The organism is Methylomonas sp. 2F7 (assembly GCF_057126975.1).
Window position 1 is genome coordinate 224870 of the sequence record NZ_CP195203.1, and the last position, 18241, is coordinate 243110.

Here is an 18241-nt window from a genome sequence, read left to right on the forward strand (position 1 = left end):
CGCTGGTCCACATAAAAATTAAGGAGGGGAGCATGCCTGAATATCTTGCACCGGGTGTGTTTGTAGAAGAAGTTAGCTTTCGCGCCAAATCGATCGAAGGGGTGGGGACCAGCGTCACGGCGGTGGTCGGTCCCACGCGTTTCGGGCCGTTGCGGGGTAATCCCGAGGTAGTGACTAGCTTTGGCGAATTCACCCGCATCTACGGCGATATCCAAGATCTCACTCTGGCCGGCGCAGCGGTTCTTAATCATACCGCCATTGCCGCGAAAGCCTTTTTCGACGGCGGCGGTAAACAACTCTATGTGTCGCGGGTCGGCAATTTTCCGCAAAACGCGCCCGGTATATCGACGCGGTCTGTGGCAAACGTGCTGAGTTTCAGTAGCCGCTTTCCGGGAACGATGGGTGATTTCACGCTGGAATTGCTCTGGCGCGATAGCGAAAATCTGTTAAAAACCGAGGCCACTTCGGCGCCAGCCGAAGGCGAAGTGGTGTTTCTGAATGCTACCGGCTTAACCAATGCGGTGCGCTCGGCAGGCATCGCCGCGCAATTTCCGGACGAACGCTTCCCGTTGAACGTTCGCGCCCTGGTGCGCCGGGAAGGCGATCGTTTCGTCATCGTCAATAATCGCTGCGAACTGGATACCGCCGACGATGTTGTGGCTGGCGGCACGGCCCTGCGGCCGAACGGCCAGGCCGACGGCAGTCAGGGGGTGTTGATGGCGGCCGGCTTGGTGAACGGTCCCGGCGTTGCGGTGAGCTATACCCGGGTGTTTGCGAAAAACCCCAGCAGCGGGTCCTTGGCTAATGGTACGTCGGCGGTGTTAACTCTTAGCGCGGAAACCAACTTGTCGGTGTATACCGGCGCGGCGCATTGGGGCACCCTGACCGCGCTGCGCGGCACGTTGAATGCCGCCGGCAGCGAATTTGTGGTGGACGGCGGCGGTTTGAATGTGGGCGTCAATGCCGACATTACCCTGCCGCTGGCGGCTTTGGCCGCTGCACCGAATACGGTAAGGGCGGTAGTGGTGCAGCGCAATTTCGATATTGCCGTGCATGCCGGCGGCCGCGACGGCCCGGTGATTTACAGTTATGGCGATATTTCCAGCGCCCCCGATGCGAAAAACAGTCTCAGCGCAATATTGCCCGTCACTCCGGACAAGCGTTACGACCAATTGACCAGTCCGGTCAGTTGCACGCTCAGCGCCGGTATTAGCGGTGCTGATGTGGTGGCAGCCTTGTACAGCTTATTCGAAACGAATGGCTTAAATCCAGGTCCCATGTCGGTCCAAGGCCCGCGCTATTTGATAAACCTGTCCGGCGGCAGCGATGGCAACGTGCCGGGAGCCGTGCATTATGGCGGCGTGGAGGACGAGGTCAACGGCAGTAGCGGTTTTGTGGCCTTGGAAAATATCGAAGATGTGTCCATCGTAATGACCCCGGCCGCCGCAGCCGATGCAGCCAACCATCAAGCCATCGTCGCCGAGGTACAAAAACACTGTCTGAAAATGCGCTACCGGGTCGGCATCGTCGATAGCCGCGATGGCATGGCGCTCTCGGAAGTACGCGAGTTCCGTTCCAACTTTGACGATTCGCGGCTGGCGCTGTACTACCCCTGGGTGGTCATCGCCGATCCGCGCGGCCTGCTCAGTACTATCAACGTGCCGCCATCCGGCTTCGTCGCCGGCGTCTATGCCAACACCGATGTGCAGCGCGGCGTACATAAACCGCCGGCCAACGAACCGGTCATCGGCGCCTTGCGTTTTGCCCAGGAAATCAACCGCTTCCAGCAGGAATTGCTGAATCCCAACGGTATCAACTGTCTGCGCTCGTTTCCGGGGCGCGGGCATCGGGTTTGGGGTGGTCGGACCTTGTCCAGCGATCCGGAATGGAAATATGTCAACGTCCGCCGCTACTTCTTGTACTTGGAGCGTTCCATCGACAAATCCACGCAATGGGCGGTGTTCGAGCCCAACGGCGAGCGGCTATGGGACAACATTCGCCAGACCGTGGAAAGCTTTTTGTACAACGAGTGGGTCAACGGCCGGCTTTTGGGTAGCGCCAAAACTGCTTATTTCGTGCGCTGCGACCGCAGTACCATGACTCAAAACGATCTGGACAATGGCCGCTTGGTCTGCGAAATCGGCGTGGCGGCATTGAAACCGGCCGAATTTGTGATTTTCCGCATCGGCCAAAAAACCGCCGACGCCTGAACCCTAGACTGGAGATAAACCATGGCTACATATCGCGAAACGCCCTATGGGGTGTTCAATTATCTGGTCAACCTGGGCGACGGCAGTGAAGGCGAAGTGCAGGGCGGCTTTTCTGAAGTGTCCGGGCTGAATGCCGAGGTGACGGTTGCGGAATATCGTAACGGCAACGAAGCAGTGAACTATGTGCGGAAGATTCCGGCCATCAACAAAGCCGGCGATGTGACGCTGAAGCGCGGCGTGATCGGCGCGGAAAACATTTATAACTGGCTGGAGCAAATTCGCGGCGGCGATGTGACCGCCAAGCGCGACGTGGTGATCAAGCTTAAAAACGAAGATCCCACCAGCGCCAGTGCTGTAGTCACCTGGAAACTGGTCAGGGCCATGCCGATCAAATGGACTGGGCCGACGTTAACCGCCAAGGGAGGCAGTGACGTGGCTATGGAAGAGCTGGTGCTCTCTGTAGAAACCATAATCCAAAGCTAGCAGGAGCGACAGCGGATGGAATTGCTAGCGGGAGCGCGCATTGCCTTGACGCCACGGCCGGTCGAACGCCGGATCGCGGCGCTGGAGGCGGCCATGCTCGGTCATTGTCCGGGCCGGGTCAGGCTTGAGCGTCTGTTGCAACTGCCGGCGGCGCTGGCTGATATGCGTGCGGTCGGATACGGCTTGGCGGTCGATGCCTTGTTGCGCCCCGGTGCCGTCAGCGAGCTTTACCATCTGCCGGTACCCTTGCAGTCCAGCGCCGAGTTTCACGACATTTTTCCGGATGCGCGGGATGCCGAGACCGCATACGTCAGCCTGTTAGCCGGTAAAAAAGCCTGGCTGGGGCTGGCGGTAGACGATTTTTTCGCCAACGGCGGCGAAAAACTTTGGGTGGTGCGGATACCGGAAAGCGCGGGACAAGCCGGTTTTCTGCCCGCTGCCAACACGCAATTGCACGATATTACTACTCTCCAAGGCCTGGCCTGTGTATTGGTGATTCCGGCCTTGGGCGTAGTCGGTTTTCCCGATTTGGAACGCCTGCAAATACCACCGCGCCTGCCGGATATTCCCAGGGTACGTCTGGAAAACAACGATCCGCAGTTTCTGCCGTGCACGCAAAATTCCGATGACGATCACCGCGAACGTCGTTACAGCAGCGAGTTAAGCGATATGCCGCCGCCTTGGCAATTGCCGCAGGTGTTGCGCGGCATGCTGCAATTCATCAGCAGTCATCGGCCGGATTTGCAATGTCTGTTCACCTTGCCGCTGTCCTACTCCGGCGAACTGGATAGCCCGGTACTCGACCCGGCGGCTTTGAGCGCACTGGCCGGGTATCAAGAAAATCGGGATGCGGCGCAAGCGCTAAGGTATGTGCAGTTTTTGTTTCCATACTTACGCGGGCCGCGCTTTGCCTTGCATAGCCCGGTTGGTTTGATCGCCGGCCAGCAGGCGGCAGCGGCGCGCCGCGACGGCCCTTGGCGCTCGATGGCGGCCAGGCCCTTAAACACTGACGCTTTGCCGTATCCGCGCTTGTCCATCGCTCAAACCCTGTTGTTACGCGATAAGCCCGGCATCAGCGTGCTCAACTATCGCAACTCGTTTAGCGGCGGCGCGCAACTCAGTCTCGACGACGAGCGCCTGGTGGTGCCGGCGTTGCCGGTCGCCGATTATCCGTTCGACAGCCAGCGATACGACGGCTTTCGTTCCGCAGAAGTGATGCGTTTCCTGGGTTTTTTGCGCCGGCAATTGCAGGCCTTGGGGGAGCAATTGATCTTCAATCTGGATTACCGCGATCCGCGCCCGCGTTTACTGCTGGAACAGTTTTTCCGGCGCTTATACAGCCAAGGTGCGTTGCGTGGCGCGTCCGCCGAGCAAGCATTTTCGATCCACGAATCGACCCCGCAGGAAGGGGCGATGCTATACGAGATCATGCTGGCGCCGGCGGTTCCGATAGACAAGCTATTTCTGACCTTCGCCAATCTGAACGGCGAATGGCGTTCGGAGGTGGTCGATGGCTGAAGTCAGCGAATTCGTCGCCTTTCGCTTCAAGGTCAATCTGTACAACAGCGACCAGAGCAGCCTGTTGTGCAGCGGCTATTTCAGCGAAGTGACCGGCTTCGAAGCGACGATGGAACCTAAGGTCATCAATGAGGGCGGCCACAATTGGGGCGAGCATCACCGCTCCGGGCCGACCAAGTTCGCGCCGATTATTTTGAAACGCGGCGTCACCGACATCAACGATTTATGGTCCTGGTTCGACATTACCACTAGCCAGGCCAACTACGGTTACCGGCTGAGCGGCGAGATTATCGTGTTCGGCAATCCCAGCGTCAGCGGCGGCAACGTCACCGATAACGCGGTGTTGGTCTGGAAACTTAGCGGGGTGTTGCCCACTAAATTCAAAGGCCCGGATTTGTCCGCCACCGCGAGCCAGGTAGCCATCGAAGAACTGCATCTGGTGCACCAAGGCCTGGAATTGCAAAGGCCGGCTCCAACCAGCACGCAAGGCAGGGGGGCGGCATGATAGCCATCGAACGCGGCAAACTGATCCCGGTCAACGGCGACAACGACAGTCCTGATCTGGATAACGCCATCGACGTGCAATTCAATCCGTCCAGCCTAAAAGTCAGTCTGGCGAACACGTTGAAAGAAAACGCCCGCAACGGCAACAGCCGCGCCGCACAGTTCGTCGACAAGAGCTCGTCCAATCTGACCATCGAGTTGATTTTCGACACCACCTATATCGAAGCGCCCGGCGGCGGAGAGGGCGGCGGGCAGACCGCCAGCAGTGCCGGCAGCAACAGCAGCTCCAAGAAAGCCATCGAGCAGGGCTCGGACGTGCGGCTGGAGACCAAAAAAATTGCCGATACCTTTATTAAGCCGGTAGAAGACGGCAAAAAAATGAAGGCGCCTAAGCGCTGTTTATTTCAATGGGGGGCGTTTGAGTTTTTGGGCCTGGTACAGAGCTTTGACGAAACCCTGGATTTCTTCTCGCCGGAAGGCCGGCCGCTACGCGCCACCGTGTCCTTAAAGCTCAGTGAAGACCGCTACCAGTTCCGCAACCGCGCAGTCGAACAAGCCGCCCGCAACACGCCCAGCCTGAGTTCGACCGGCGCCGGCCCGCAAGGCGGTTCCGGACAGAATGCCGCACCGGTGCCCGGCGGTAGCGGCGAAGGTGCCGGTAACTGGCGGGATACTTCGCTGTTTAACGGCATAGAGTCACCGAGAATGCCGTCTCTATCGGTGGTGGCGGTGCCTAGCCTGAGCTTGAGTGCTTCGGTGGGCATTAGCGGTGGGATGGGTTTTGGCTTAAGTGCTGGCGTCAATATCAGTGGTGGTATCAGCGCCAATGTTTCGGCAAGCCTGACTGCCTCAGTCAGTGTCGGTGGCGGCGCTGTCGCCGGTTCGACCAATAGTGCCGGCGGGGCAAAAGCTGCGCCACAAGTGGTACCGCCGGCAAGTCCGGCGTTTAAATTCGGCAATTCCGCCAGCCTAGGTACCGGCATTGAAGGTGCGTTCAACCCGGCTGGAAAAAAGGGCAGCTTGAATGCAGCCAACATTCAGACAGGCAGTGTGCCGCTAAGAGTCGACACTGCGCAAACCGGGATTGGCGGCATGCAAAATGGACAGGCGGTAACTGCGGCGACCGGTGGGAGACCCTTATCAACAGCCGCAGCTAACCAAGCTGGTTCAGCTACGGCGGCTCGCAAAAGCAGTGGCGTATCAGTAAGCAATTTATTAAAAGCCGTCGCCGATAGTGGCGTTGGTTTCGATTGAGTGGGAATTACAAATGCCGATATTGATAGACGAAGTGATATTGGAGGTGCAAGACGGCGTCACCGAGCCCACCGAGCAACAACCGGCTGCCCAGCAGACGCCGTTGTCGCCCGCGGAACTCGAATTGACGCAAATGTTGGAATTGATCAGGCAGCGGCAGGAGCGGTTGAGGATTGATTGAGAGGAGAAAGTTGAGAACATAGATTTTAATCCCCTCACCCTAGCCCTCTCCCGGAGGGAGAGGGGATTTGTAAAAGGGTTTTAGGAGACTTTAAGTTGCGGAAGCGGTTTCTTCCCGTATGCCGTGCCGAGCACCGGAACTTTTGAACGGACAAATCGGCAGGATAGTCGATTTGCATGCGCAGCACCCGTGAGGGCGAGGTACAGGGACGTACCGAGTGAGCAGCCCGCAGGGGCGCCGCATGGATGCGGCGCGTTGTCGAAGGGGCAGGAAGCCCCTTTCGGCAACCCCGTTCAAAAGCGAGGAGCGCAGGGAATAAGCGGCATCCGGGTGGCCTTTCTTTTGGTGACTTTTCTTTGGCCAAGCAAAGAAAAGTTACTCGGTTGTCGGTCCGAGAACCGACATTAGAAAAACCGTCGCGATAGCGACTCAATAACAATAAACAACACTATGCCCGAAACCGCCTTCACCAGCTCCCGCCCAACGATCAAGATCGACGGCGAACAACGCGATGACCTGCAGCAGGCCTTGCTGGCGATGCAAGTCAATCTGCCCTTGCACGGCTGCGCGCATGCCGAATTGCAGCTGTCCAATTGGGGTAGGCCGGAGGGTGGGCAAGATCCTGACTTTGCCTTGAACGACATAGCCTTGGGTGCCGGCGTCGAGATCGAAATGGGCAGCGACACCCCGCAACAGCTGTTCAGCGGTGAGATTACCGCGATAGAGGAAAGCTACGGCGAAGGCGCGCCCAACATCGCGCTGCTGCTGCAAGATAGACTGCACAGATTGGCGCGCAGTCGGCATAACCGCAGCTTTGAAGATCAAAGTCCTGACGATTTAGTGCAAGCCGTCGCCGGCGAGGCTGGCCTGCAAGCCGATGCCGCGCTGTCCGCCATCACCGCCACTTGGCACCAACTCAACGAAAGCGATTTGGCGTTTTTAATGCGGATCGGCAATCGCTTCGATATTGCGGTGCGCCTGGACGGCAATCGTCTGCGCGCCAAGGCCGAAGAATCCGATCCTAATCCGATCGAGCTCAGCGCCCAGGACAGTGCCCTGAAAGTACGCTTGATCGCCGATTTGAATCATCAACCGCTCAGCAGTCAGGTCAACGGCTATAACCTGGCTAGTGCTGAATCAGTGGATTTTACCGCCGACGCAATGACTCCGGCAGCCAGCGGTACAAGTGCGGCGGCGGCTTTAGGTAACCTGAGCTGGCCCGGCCCGGAAATTGTCCCGCAGCCGTTTCCCGGTACCAGCAGCGAAGCCGAGGCTTATGCCAAGGCCGCGTTCAAACGCCAAGCCAAACGCTTTATTCAAGGCGAGATCGTCTGCCAAGGCGAGGCGACCCTAAAACCAGGCCGGGAAGTGGAATTGGACGGCGTGTCGCCGCGCCTGAAAGGCCGTTACCAGATTGTGCATTGCGTGCATCGCTTCGACAACAACAGCGGCTTCGAAACTCACCTTAAAGTCAATAAAGGCGGGTGGCAGTCATGAACAGTCACGCCTTGGGTAATCTGCACAGTTTGCAACTCGGCCAAGTCACCGACAACGCCGACCCGGATAGCCGTGGCCGCATCAAGGTACGCTTGCTGGCGACGCAGATGGAAGTTTGGGCCGGCGTCGTCGCACCGTCAGCCGGCCAGGGTTACGGTGCCAGTTTCGTGCCGCGCCTGGAAGAAATCGTGGTACTGGCTTTTATCACCCCGGAAATGCCGCTGGTGCTGGGCAGTGTTTGGGCCGGTAGCAGCAGCGTGCCGGCCGAGGCCGATCCGCAGGAAGATCATTATGTGATCCGCACCCCGCAGGAAACGGTGTTGGATTTCGACGACGGCAACGGCCCAAAAGTGGAATTGCGTACCCGCTCCGGTTACAAGATTTCGATAGACGAAGCCGGCGGCGGGGAAATCGTTATCGAGCGCGCCGACCAGAGCGTTACGCTCAACAGCAGCGGTATTGCGGTGCGCAGCAGCGGCAGCGTCACGGTCGATGCCAGCACAGTCACCATTAACGCCAGCATGGTGACGGTGAATGCCAGCATGTCCAAGTTCAGCGGCGTGGTGCAAGCCGACACCGTGATCGCTACCTCGGTGGTGGGCAGTTCCTACACGCCGGGCGCCGGCAATATTTGGTAAGGGATTATGAAAATCGAACAAGCCCTGCATCCGATTAAATTAAAACCGCCGTTTTATCAGGAGGGCGGGCAATGCGGCTTGCATCGTTATCTGGATGCGGAGTTTATTAATCGTTTCAAGCAGGACATGCAGCGCCGCCAGTTCGATCTGCCGCAGTTCAACGCCTGGCAGCAGGAAGAACGTCACAGCCGCCACGGCCAGCAGCCGGTGCTGCGGTTACCGTTGCATCGGGCCTTTCACATCGTCAGCTGCGAAGTGGTTTGCGACCGGTTTGGCGAACCGGCGCTGGATCCGCAAAAAATCAGCTCGGCCGGCTTCGTGATTCGCCGACTGAGCGGCGGCCGCGAGCAGGCCTGGATGCTGGAAGACGGCGAAGCTTTGGGTTGGCAGGACGCACCCAGCGAGCTGCGTGACCCTGATTTGCACCGCCGGTTGTGCGCCAACGGCGTGCTGCACAAACGCGATGATCAGGCGGCCTATAGCGGCGAGGAAGTGCATCCCTTGCATGTGTTAAAAACCAGCGATGCCAACCGTAAAACTCATACGCTGTTGTTCGGTTATTTGCCGCTCGGCGGTTTTTATTATCTGCGCGATGTCAGCCAGGCGTTTGATAGCGCCGATCAAGCGCAAACCGCCAGCATCGCGGCGGCGATGTTGCCCTGGCCGTTCGGTTATCGGCAACCGCTGAATCAAACCTGGCTAAACGAACACAGCAAGCCGTTGGCGCAAGGCCTGCCCAGCAAAGGCTTTTTTGAACTGCTTAGAATGCTGGTCAACCGCTATCACCTCGGCGAAGCCGGCATTGCCGAGAATGCCGTGCTGGAAAATAAAGCGCAGCAACTGTGGCTCTACGACGAAGCCAAACTGCCGGTGGGTTTGCAAGGCCAAGCCTACACCGAAACCAGCCAGGGCTTGTTCGCGCCGTATCGGCAACAAAGCTTTTACAGCTATCTGCAAGCCTGCTTTGCTTTGGGCGGCGATAACCCGCTGGTGCGTTGGCTAATTCTGCAAGAACAAGTGATCGATGTGGTCGGCGGCTTGGACAAATTAGGGGCATTACCGGCCTTGCCGAATGCCAATGGTGTCGGCAACTTGAATCTGACATTGTTGCTGATGGCCGCCGATGCTCAGGAAATCCGCGTGCTGTTGGGCCAACGCCTCAGCGATCAGGCTCTGAGCAAGGTCAAGGAAATCCCTCTGCCCAAGTTCGCGCAAAATTCCGGCGATGTCTATCAGGTGGTGGCCTTCGTCCGCGCCAAAAACGATCAGGGGCAAGAACAGATTCAATGGGCCAATGCCGACACCCGCAGTATTCAGTTCCGCGTCGCCGCGCCCTTCGATCCGGATGCCAGCCGACCGGCCTTGATCCAGATGCCGTCGCTAGCCGATCTGCGCCGCGGTCTGGCCAAGGGCGCGGCGATGATTACGCCGGCCGATACCTTCGATTTGATGAACAAGCTGAAATTGAACAAAGGCGCCAGCGAAGACACCGTAAAGGACACTGCCGGCCCGGATTTTGGCATTCAATGGATTTGTTCGTTCAGCTTGCCGGTGATTACGCTGGTGGCGATGATCTTGTTGATGATCATGATCTCGCTGCTGAACATCGTGTTTTTCTGGCTGCCGTGGGTGCGCATTTGCCTGCCGTTTCCAAAAATCAAAGGAGATTGAAGATGCGTACGCCGGTACCGGAAATTTTGAGTTGGCCCCTGGGGAATATCGATTCCGACGGGCGGCTGAGCTGGACCCGCGACGATCAGAGCATCCGCGAAGTGATGCTGAATATTTTACTGACCCGGCCCGGCGAGCGTTTGCAACGGCCAAACTTCGGTGCCGGTTTATTAAACTTCGTGCATCAACCCAATAACGAAACCACCCGGCATTTGATTGCGGGTGTGGTGCGCAAATCGCTGGAGACCTGGGAACCTAGAGTGGAAATCGACGAAGTGCAAGTGCAGGCCAGTCCGGCCAGCGTCGCCGATGTACATATCAATATCCGCTACCGGCTGCGTAACAGTCAGCGTCCGGCGGAACTGGGATTCACGCTAAACCTGAGCCTGCCGGCTTGAGGCTGCAAGAGAGGCCGCTATGCCATTACCGGTACCGAATTTAGACGACAGACGCTTCGACGACCTGGTTGCCGAGGCCAAGGCGCGGCTGGCTAACCATTTGCCGGAACTGACGCAGATCGCCCCCGGCGACCCGCTGAATAGCTTCGTCGATTTGTTCGCCTGGCTAACCGAAACCATTTTGTATCGTGCCAATTTAATCCCCGAGCGCCAGCGCCGGGTATTCTTGAATCTGCTGCAAATTCCGGTGCGCGCCGCTCGGCCGGCCAAAGGTATCGTCAGCGTTGACGCCGGGCCGACCAGCGTGTTGCCGGCGGCATTGTTGGCGGATGGCAGCCAGCTGCGGGCCGGCAAACAGATTTTGACGGCGGTCGGCGAATTGCAACCCACTTGCCTGAGCTTGCAGGTGTTGATTAAACAAAAGCTGGAGGCTGCCGATCTGGCCGCGCTGGGTTTGACTTTGCAGGACTTGCAGGAGCAGTACGGTTTGCGCAACGGCCAACGGCCCGAGCCGTTTCAACCGCGCCGCTTCGAGCCGGTTAAGGAAGTACTGGATCTGACCGGCAGTCTGGATCGCAGCTTTTACCTGGCCTGCATTGCCCCCCGCCAACTGGAAGGCCAGATTGGCTTGCTGCGCAGCCATCTGGCCGGCATGGCTTTTAATATCGGTATCGCGCCCGCCGACAATTTGGACGGTGAAGCGGTCAAAGAGTTGAATCCGCGCCAATTGATCTGGGAGCTGGTATCCACCGGCGAGGCCGGCGAAACGATTTATTTACCCTTGGACATGCTGGCCGACAGCTCCAAAGGCGGTCGGCAGACCGGCGTGGTGCGCTTACGCTTACCGAAAAATCCGGCGCTGTTCCAGGCTTTCGTGCCCGCCGATCCGATGTTTAGCGGTGTCGGCGACCGGCCACCGGAATTGGCCGATCAGGTCGAAGCCGGTCGGGTGGCGTTTTGGTTGCGCTTGCGTTGTCCGGAACATCCCAATTTGCAACTGGGTTATCTGGCGCTGAACGCCGTCGATGTGCTTGCTCAAGGTTTGCAGCAGGATTTGCTGGTCGGCATGGGCACTGGTCAGCCCGATCAGGTGGTGGTATTGCCGGATCAGAATATCGAGGCGGCTACCTTGCAATTGGATGTCGAGGAAAACGGCGCCTGGGTGCGTTGGCAACAGGTGGCCTTTCTGGCCGGTCAAGCCGCAGATGCCAGAGTGTATCGGCTCAATCCGCAGTCCGGCTATGTCTACTTTGGTGACGGTACGACCGGACGCCGGCCGCCGTCGGGTAGCCGGATTCGTATCGCGGCTTATCTGTTTGGTGGCGGCAGCGCCGGCAATTTGCCCGCCGGCACCATCAAAGAGGTGGTTAACGGCAGCTCGCGCTACAAAATTCGCCATGAATGGTCCTTGCAAGGTGGTTTGGATGCGGAGACGGTCGAACAAGCCGAAAAACGCATCCCGCAATTTCTGACCCATCGCAATCGGGCGGTGACCCAGCAGGATTTTAAAATCATCACCGAGGCCAATCCGCTGAATCCGGTAGCCCGCGCCGAAGTATTAGTCGGTTTTCTGCCCGGCGCCAGCATCCGCGCGGCGCGCGACAGCGTGCCGGGCGTGGTCAGCGTGTTCGTGCTGCCGCCGGCCGAACCGGCGTTGGGCCACACGCCCAAGCCCAACCAGGGCTTGTTGAAAGACGTGTTTGCCTACTTATTGCAGCGGACCATGGTCGGCACCGAATTGTATGTTCTCAGTCCGGAATTTGTGCCGATTGCGGTCAGCATAAAAGTGCAGGTACGCGACATCGAAACCGAGCAACAAACCCTGCGCGATGTGCAGCAGACTTTGCTTGAATATCTTTGGCCCTTGGCGCCCGGTGGCGCGCGCGGCGCAGGTTGGCCTTTAGGCGGCGCGGTGCGCGCCAACGAATTGCTGACCCAGGCTGCGCGGGTGGCCGGAGTGCAAGCCGTGAATGCCTTGAGCTTGTTTCAACGTGGCGGCAATGGCTGGCGGAGGCTAGCTGCCGACGAGACGGTCAGCCTGACTCAATACCAGTTGCCTGAGCTGCTGGGCGTGCGCGCCGACAGCGGTTCCGGCGCACCGGCCTTGCCTGACGGCATCGGCTTGTTGGAAGGCCAAACCCCGGACGACAGTCTGGGCGTGGCTGTACCGGTAATTCCGGATATTTGTTGAGGGCGAGCAATGGACGTCAACAACACCCCGTATTTTTTACTGAGAGGCCAGGCCGACTTCGAGCAGGGCTCCAGCCATTTGAGCTGGAATACCGGTGTGCAAGCTCTGACGCTGGCACAAAACCAGGTTTTGCGTTTGCCCGCTTCCGATCCGGCGGCGGCCGTGTTGGCTTGGCAGAACAGCGTGCCGCTGGCCTTGGACAGTTTTAATCAGATTGGTCGCTTGAGTGCCGACGGCGCTCGCGTCGAATTCAATAGCGGTCGCGGCTATCTGACTTTGCAAGACAATGAATTGCGGGATGTCGTCGCGCCTCAGGGCCTCTTTACCGATATGGCTTTCGCGGCGGTCGCGAGCAGCGGCAAGCCGGACTTCGGGCAACCAGCCGGCGACGGCAGATTGGCCTTGCCGTTCAGCGATGGCAATAATCAGCATGGTTTGCTGTTGTTTCATCTGGCCCGGCGTTGGCAAACTTTCTGTGCATGGGGCAATGCGGAAGGTGAGGACGCGGCGTCGCAAATGCCGGTAAGGGCATGTGTCGACGCCGAGCAGCGAATCTGGCTAGTCAGCAATTCCGGTTTGATGTTGTGCAGCGGTGAACCACTGCCCTTGCCGTACACTCCGCAACCGGTGCGCTTCGAACCCGAGCAGGCCAATCCGCATCCGTTAACCCGCATCTGGCAGCAAGCCTTACCCGAGGGCTTGCAGGCCCTGGCCCTGTGTTGCGATTTGCAGCAGCTTTATATCTTGTGCCACGACGGTGCAGGGGCGCAGACGATATTGAGTCGGCCTTTGTCGGTATTGGCTGATGCGCCATTCAAAGCCTACGCCTGTCCTGCGGAATTGCCTTTCGTTATCGATCTGGCTCTGGCTGCCGATTCGGCTTTGCCGGACAGCGGCCGGCTGGCGGCTTTGCTGCCGCGCGCTGCGGATGATGTGAATTTCACGCAACGCGATTGCCCGGTGTTGATCCTCCATTGGGACAACGAAACCAACACCGGCCTGGCCCACTTGCTGTACGAGCGTTATCCAATGTTGTCGCAAGCCGTGCCGCGTTTTGTCAGCAGTGCCGATGGCCAGTTGCGTTATCAAGCCGAGGTCGATGCGGATTTTCCTCAGATTGTGCCGCGCCCAAGAGAACTGCATGCCTTGCGCCGGCCGCAGTTTTTTCTGGAAGGCACGGCTTTACTGCATGAGCTGGATTCCGGCCAAGTCGATACGCAATGGCACCGACTGTATCTGGACGCCTGCATTCCGCCCGGCTGCGACATTCAGATTGCGGTGCGGGTATTTGCCAGCCGGCAGGCGGTTCGGCCCAAGCCTATCGAGCAACCCGCGCCGTTATGGAACCCGTTGCCGTCCGAATTGCCGTTCGCGCCCAGCCTGGCCGGGCAGCAAGCAGGTACTAGCGGTCTGTTCGAAATTTTGTTGCAACAGCCGACGGGGCCGGTACGGCAGTTGCGCGGACGTTATCTACAAATTCAAGTGACCTTGCGCGGCGACGGCCGGCAAAGTCCGGCATTGCATGCCATCAGAGTCTATTACCCGCGTTTTTCCTACCAGGAAGCCTATTTGCCGGAATTTTACCGGCAGGAACTCAGTTACGACACCGCGCAAGCCGTCGGTCCGGCCAATGGTGCCGATGTGCGAGAGCGTTTGCTGGCAGCCTTTGAAGGCGTGTTGACCCCCTTGGAAGGCCGGATTGCCGCGAGTGAACAATTGCTTGCTCCGGAGGCGACGCCTGTCGCTAACCTGCCTTGGTTGGCCGAGGCCGTCGGTGGCCGCCTGCCAAGCCATTGGCCGGAAGCCCGGCAGCGGCGCTGGCTGCGGGACTTGACCTTGATTCAACAATACAAAGGCACGTTGGCGGGGTTAAATTTAGCTTTGGACATCGTCAGCGACGGCGGTGTGCAGCGCGGCGAAATCGTGGTGTTAGAGAATTTCCGCTTGCGGCGCACCATGGCGACGATTTTAGGCATAGACATGGACGACGGCGATCACCCCTTGACCTTGGGGACCGGTATGAGCGGTAACAGCATCGTCGGTGACAGCTTGATTCTGTCGGAAAGCGATGCCCGGCAATTTCTGGCTTTGTTCGCCCCGGAGCTGGCGACCGCCGACGAAGCGGCGCAGGTCAAAGCGTTTTTCGAGGAATACGCGCATCAAGTCAGTATCCTGTTACACGGGCGGGCGGTGAGTTTGCGAACTGCTGTGGAAGACATTTTGACGGAACAGCTACCGGCGCATTTGCAATACCGGATCATCGAAACCGAACACCCCTTCGTGCTAGGTATTGCGCCGCTGCTGGGCATGGATACCTTTATAGAAACCGCGCCGCCGTTCCGCCGCGTGACGCTGGACGACACTTATCTGGGCCGCGAGGGGATCTTGAAAAATCCGGCGGCATTTTCACCGGAGGACATTAATGCGCAGGCTTAGCGGTTTTCCTGGGTTGGTTAACAACCAGGCCCTGTTTATCACAGTGCTTCCGTTTGGGCTGAGTCCTTCGACTGGCACGGCGCAACCGGCTTGTCTGATTCCGGTTTCTGTCAGCGGCAGGGGGAGAAGCTCCCTCTCCTCGCGGGAGAGGGTTGGGGTGAGGGGGATCGATCAATGTGATCCAACTGTTTTTAGTCCCTCACCCTGCCCTCTCCCGATGGGCGAGGGGATTTATGCTGCCGGATACCGAGATTTTGGCATTTCCTATTGGGCACCACACACGGAGGCCGCATGGATACCCTAGACGATTTCACCACGCTGGAACAGGACGCCAGTTTGTCGGAACCCTTGCGCCGAGTGGCTTACGAGGCCGGGATGATGCTGGGTCTGGAAGCCACTCGCGATGAGCAGGCCTACCATCGCCGCCGACTGACTCGCCATCAATACTGGCTGCAAGGTTACGGCACGCTGGCTGGGATGGTGGTCAGCATGACACCGGCCACGCATCCCAATAACACCGACAATCTGACGGTGCGATTGCTGGTCAGTCCCGGCATCGGCATTGACGGCCTGGGCCGAGAGGTGCTGATCCACGAGCCTTATTGCATCAACCTCGGCGACTGGCTGGCCGCGCAATCCGAAAGTCATCTGCGCGAAGGTTACAGCGACGCCGATAATCTGCTCTGGCTGAAAATCTGTGTGCGGCAAAAAGATTGTCCGGTGGCGATGCAGCCGGTGCTGGCGCGCAAGCTGAATCTCAGTACCGACGCGGTGCAACCCAGTCGTACTGCCGACAGCGTGCGCCTGGAATTGATTCCGGAATTGCCGCCGCCGGCGGCAGACGATGATTATCAGCCCTGGGCTTGCCATCAGGCGCTGCCGGCGGCGATGCCGGCGTTGTCGGTCGCCGAACAAGCCTTGTTGCAGCAAGTGCAAAACGATAATGTCGAAGCCGGTGCGCAATTGGCGCTGCATGCCCGTTTGCTGCACGCACTGGATAGTAGTGGCGTGAATCCGCAACAACTGCAAGACGAGTTGGAGGAGGGCGCCCGCTTGCTGCTGGCCAGGATTAGTATTAGCGTCGCCGACATCAACGCCATTCTGGTCAACCCGCAATTAATCTCGATCAACAACTTGGTGCGGCCGTTCCTGGCCACCGCCAGCCAATTGGCCTGGCTGGCGCGCCAGCCCTGATCATGGAGGGACTATGAGCGAAATTTTATTTCAACCTCTCGGTAATCCGATTGCCGCCGGGCTGGCTCTGGATCAGGTCGCCGACATCGATCCGCGCTTGACTCGCAGCCATTATTTCGACGGCCGCTTGCTGACTGCCGAAGACCTGACTCGCGATCAAATCTATCTGGATCAGCGCTTGCGTGAGCTGGGCCGGGTGCTGGGCAGCGGTATCGTCGCCGGTTTGGCCTTGAACTTCGACCGCTTCACCGGTTTGCTGACTTTGGAACCGGGTTTGGCAATGACGCCGGCAGGCCGGGTACTGGAGCTGGGTAGCCGGCTGATCGTTAATCTGCGCGACCGGGCCTTGATCAGCGGCTTGAATGAGGGCAATTTTTCCAATCTGAACCGGGGTTTGTACGCCGTTGTGCTGCGTTATGTCGATGTCGGTACCGACATCGCCGAAGTGTTTCCGAAGGATTTGAGCGCCAAGCGCGGCTTTCAATACGCGATGATCACCGAGTCGGTGCAAATGGGTCTGGTGCCCTTGCCGATTCCGCTGCCGCAGCAAAGTCCTTTGCAGATCCGCGCCCGATTGATGCGGGAGTTGCTTGGCGACGATCAATTGCACGGTTTATTACCGGAAGATGCTGTGGCTTTGGGTTTGGTAGCCATTCAAGAAGGCGCGCCGCAATGGCTGGACGCACAATTGCTGCGTCATCCCTTGCGCGCCGAAGCCGGCATCGATTCCTTGCAAAGCGATTTGTCGCGGCAATATGAAGCATTGCTGGCCGACATTCTGGTTAATCGCCGTAGCGGCGGCCTGACTGGCGACTTTCATGCCAGCGATTATTTTTCCTTGCTGCCGCCGGTCGGCAGTTTGCCCAAGGAAGCGGTCGATCCGGTCAACGGTCGGCAGGGTTATTTCCCGGAAAACTACCAAGTGGCGATTGCGCCGTTACGGCAATCCGACGTGGAACAGATCCGCGCCGAATCGCTGGCTTTGCCGCCCATCGATTTAAGCAACGGCGAGCCGGTGGACATCGTGGTGCTGGTGCCTTTGTCCAATCTGGATTACGGCCATTACGCCGCGCAACTGGAACGTAATTTCGATCCGAATAAACGCCTGCTGCCGCAACTGGATTTGCTGCGCTTGAAACTGTATCCGGTCAGGCCGGTGCATGCGCTGGATACCGACCAGGCCGCCTGGCAAGCCATCTGGGACCGCTTTGGCAGTAACGCGCCGTTGTACGTGCGCCGACCCAGCCGCGCGGCGGAAACCTCGATCAGCGGTATCGTGTTGGCGCTGGGCACGTCCTTACCTGCACCGCCCGAAGTGGTGGGCGGCCCAGCCGACGACGGCGGCTTGATCGACGACGAGGACAGTGTCTTCTTGAAACGGGTGAATTATCCGATGTTGGCCGAACTGCGGGCGCCCGCCGACGACGCCGGCCGCGCCGCGCTGGCGGCATTGGTGGAGTCTTTCACTGAATCAGCATTGGTCGCAGCCAGCCAACGCATCTTGCTATTGGTTGAGCGACAATACGACCCGGTAATTTGGCAAACCCTGCAACAGCTGGCTGCTGCTAACAATCTGGATGCATTTTTGGCTGCATTGCGAGCCAAGCCAGTCAACCAGACAACCCGCGAATTGGTTGTTGCAGGTGGTGCGGCGTTGGGTTTGGAGAATGGTTTAATCGGGCAATGGGTGGCGTTGGTGCCGTGATGGGTTTTTTAGACAATGTGCAGAGCACCTGGAAATTGGCGATTTTAAATCCCCTAGCCCTCTCCCGGAGGGAGAGGGGACTGTTTCGACTTTTGATGGATACTCATTAGCTTCGAGTTAGAGACGGGTTTTTATCCCGTATGCCGCGCCGAGCACCGGAGCTTTTGAACGGATTAGCCCGTAAGGGGCGGCGCATGGATGCGGCGCGTTGCCGAAGGGGCAGGAGCCCCTTTCGGCAACCCCGTTCAAAAGCTTCGGCGCGCAGGGAGCAAGCGGCATCCGGGTGTCTTTTCTTTTGGATACTTTTCTTTGGACAAGCAAAGAAAAGTATCTCGCCTGTCGGTGCGAGAACCGACATTAA

At 58.6% G+C, this 18241-nt stretch carries 14 protein-coding genes; all 14 read left to right on the forward strand.

Annotated elements, in window-relative coordinates:
• The first annotated feature begins 32 nt into the window (after positions 1-32).
• Positions 33-2210 carry a phage tail sheath family protein gene (locus ACR64Q_RS01095; protein WP_313733307.1) on the forward strand — a complete coding sequence of 726 codons (2178 nt, stop codon included), beginning with the start codon at positions 33-35 and terminating at the stop codon, positions 2208-2210.
• 21 nt (positions 2211-2231) lie between these two features.
• Positions 2232-2693: a phage tail protein gene (locus tag ACR64Q_RS01100; protein WP_020483515.1), complete on the forward strand. Its 462-nt coding sequence runs from the start codon at positions 2232-2234 to the stop codon at positions 2691-2693.
• A gap of 15 nt (positions 2694-2708) precedes the next feature.
• Entirely contained in the window at positions 2709-4211 is a 1503-nt protein-coding gene (locus tag ACR64Q_RS01105) for a hypothetical protein (protein ID WP_313733308.1), read from the forward strand.
• Positions 4204-4716, forward strand: coding sequence for a phage tail protein (locus tag ACR64Q_RS01110; protein ID WP_313733309.1), 513 nt, complete (start codon positions 4204-4206; stop codon positions 4714-4716). Before ACR64Q_RS01105 ends, ACR64Q_RS01110 begins: the two co-directional genes overlap by 8 nt.
• On the forward strand, positions 4713-5969 hold the full coding sequence (locus ACR64Q_RS01115) for a CIS tube protein (RefSeq protein WP_313733310.1): 1257 nt from the start codon (positions 4713-4715) through the stop codon (positions 5967-5969). Before ACR64Q_RS01110 ends, ACR64Q_RS01115 begins: the two co-directional genes overlap by 4 nt.
• A gap of 13 nt (positions 5970-5982) precedes the next feature.
• Positions 5983-6150, forward strand: coding sequence for a hypothetical protein (locus ACR64Q_RS01120; protein WP_313733311.1), 168 nt, complete (start codon positions 5983-5985; stop codon positions 6148-6150).
• A 450-nt stretch (positions 6151-6600) separates the two neighbouring features.
• Positions 6601-7647, forward strand: a complete 1047-nt coding sequence (locus ACR64Q_RS01125) for a phage late control D family protein (protein ID WP_313733312.1) — start codon at positions 6601-6603, stop codon at positions 7645-7647.
• Complete coding sequence (locus ACR64Q_RS01130) at positions 7644-8285, forward strand: phage baseplate assembly protein V (protein ID WP_313733313.1); 642 nt, start codon at positions 7644-7646, stop codon at positions 8283-8285. The genes ACR64Q_RS01125 and ACR64Q_RS01130 overlap by 4 nt, the downstream gene beginning before the upstream one ends.
• A gap of 6 nt (positions 8286-8291) precedes the next feature.
• Positions 8292-9956: a hypothetical protein gene (locus tag ACR64Q_RS01135; protein ID WP_313733314.1), complete on the forward strand. Its 1665-nt coding sequence runs from the start codon at positions 8292-8294 to the stop codon at positions 9954-9956.
• A 2-nt stretch (positions 9957-9958) separates the two neighbouring features.
• Positions 9959-10354 (forward strand): GPW/gp25 family protein, encoded by a 396-nt coding sequence (locus ACR64Q_RS01140; protein ID WP_026603190.1) that lies wholly within the window; start codon positions 9959-9961, stop codon positions 10352-10354.
• Positions 10355-10373: 19 nt separating this feature from the next.
• Complete coding sequence (locus ACR64Q_RS01145; RefSeq protein WP_313733315.1) at positions 10374-12545, forward strand: putative baseplate assembly protein; 2172 nt, start codon at positions 10374-10376, stop codon at positions 12543-12545.
• Between the two features lie 9 nt (positions 12546-12554).
• Entirely contained in the window at positions 12555-14981 is a 2427-nt protein-coding gene (locus ACR64Q_RS01150) for a phage tail protein (RefSeq protein WP_313733316.1), read from the forward strand.
• 291 nt (positions 14982-15272) lie between these two features.
• Entirely contained in the window at positions 15273-16175 is a 903-nt protein-coding gene (locus ACR64Q_RS01155) for a hypothetical protein (RefSeq protein ID WP_313733317.1), read from the forward strand.
• A gap of 13 nt (positions 16176-16188) precedes the next feature.
• Positions 16189-17880 carry a hypothetical protein gene (locus ACR64Q_RS01160; RefSeq protein WP_313733318.1) on the forward strand — a complete coding sequence of 564 codons (1692 nt, stop codon included), beginning with the start codon at positions 16189-16191 and terminating at the stop codon, positions 17878-17880.
• The last annotated feature ends 361 nt before the right edge of the window (positions 17881-18241 follow it).

Excerpts from the sequence above, each read along its gene's own strand:
- ACR64Q_RS01095 (WP_313733307.1), top strand. The coding sequence starts at position 33 with ATGCCTGAATATCTTGCACCGGGTGTGTTTGTAGAAGAAGTTAGCTTT.
- ACR64Q_RS01100 (WP_020483515.1), top strand. The coding sequence starts at position 2,232 with ATGGCTACATATCGCGAAACGCCCTATGGGGTGTTCAATTATCTGGTC.
- ACR64Q_RS01105 (WP_313733308.1), top strand. The coding sequence starts at position 2,709 with ATGGAATTGCTAGCGGGAGCGCGCATTGCCTTGACGCCACGGCCGGTC.
- ACR64Q_RS01110 (WP_313733309.1), top strand. The coding sequence starts at position 4,204 with ATGGCTGAAGTCAGCGAATTCGTCGCCTTTCGCTTCAAGGTCAATCTG.
- ACR64Q_RS01115 (WP_313733310.1), top strand. The coding sequence starts at position 4,713 with ATGATAGCCATCGAACGCGGCAAACTGATCCCGGTCAACGGCGACAAC.
- ACR64Q_RS01120 (WP_313733311.1), top strand. The coding sequence starts at position 5,983 with ATGCCGATATTGATAGACGAAGTGATATTGGAGGTGCAAGACGGCGTC.
- ACR64Q_RS01125 (WP_313733312.1), top strand. The coding sequence starts at position 6,601 with ATGCCCGAAACCGCCTTCACCAGCTCCCGCCCAACGATCAAGATCGAC.
- ACR64Q_RS01130 (WP_313733313.1), top strand. The coding sequence starts at position 7,644 with ATGAACAGTCACGCCTTGGGTAATCTGCACAGTTTGCAACTCGGCCAA.
- ACR64Q_RS01135 (WP_313733314.1), top strand. The coding sequence starts at position 8,292 with ATGAAAATCGAACAAGCCCTGCATCCGATTAAATTAAAACCGCCGTTT.
- ACR64Q_RS01140 (WP_026603190.1), top strand. The coding sequence starts at position 9,959 with ATGCGTACGCCGGTACCGGAAATTTTGAGTTGGCCCCTGGGGAATATC.
- ACR64Q_RS01145 (WP_313733315.1), top strand. The coding sequence starts at position 10,374 with ATGCCATTACCGGTACCGAATTTAGACGACAGACGCTTCGACGACCTG.
- ACR64Q_RS01150 (WP_313733316.1), top strand. The coding sequence starts at position 12,555 with ATGGACGTCAACAACACCCCGTATTTTTTACTGAGAGGCCAGGCCGAC.
- ACR64Q_RS01155 (WP_313733317.1), top strand. The coding sequence starts at position 15,273 with ATGGATACCCTAGACGATTTCACCACGCTGGAACAGGACGCCAGTTTG.
- ACR64Q_RS01160 (WP_313733318.1), top strand. The coding sequence starts at position 16,189 with ATGAGCGAAATTTTATTTCAACCTCTCGGTAATCCGATTGCCGCCGGG.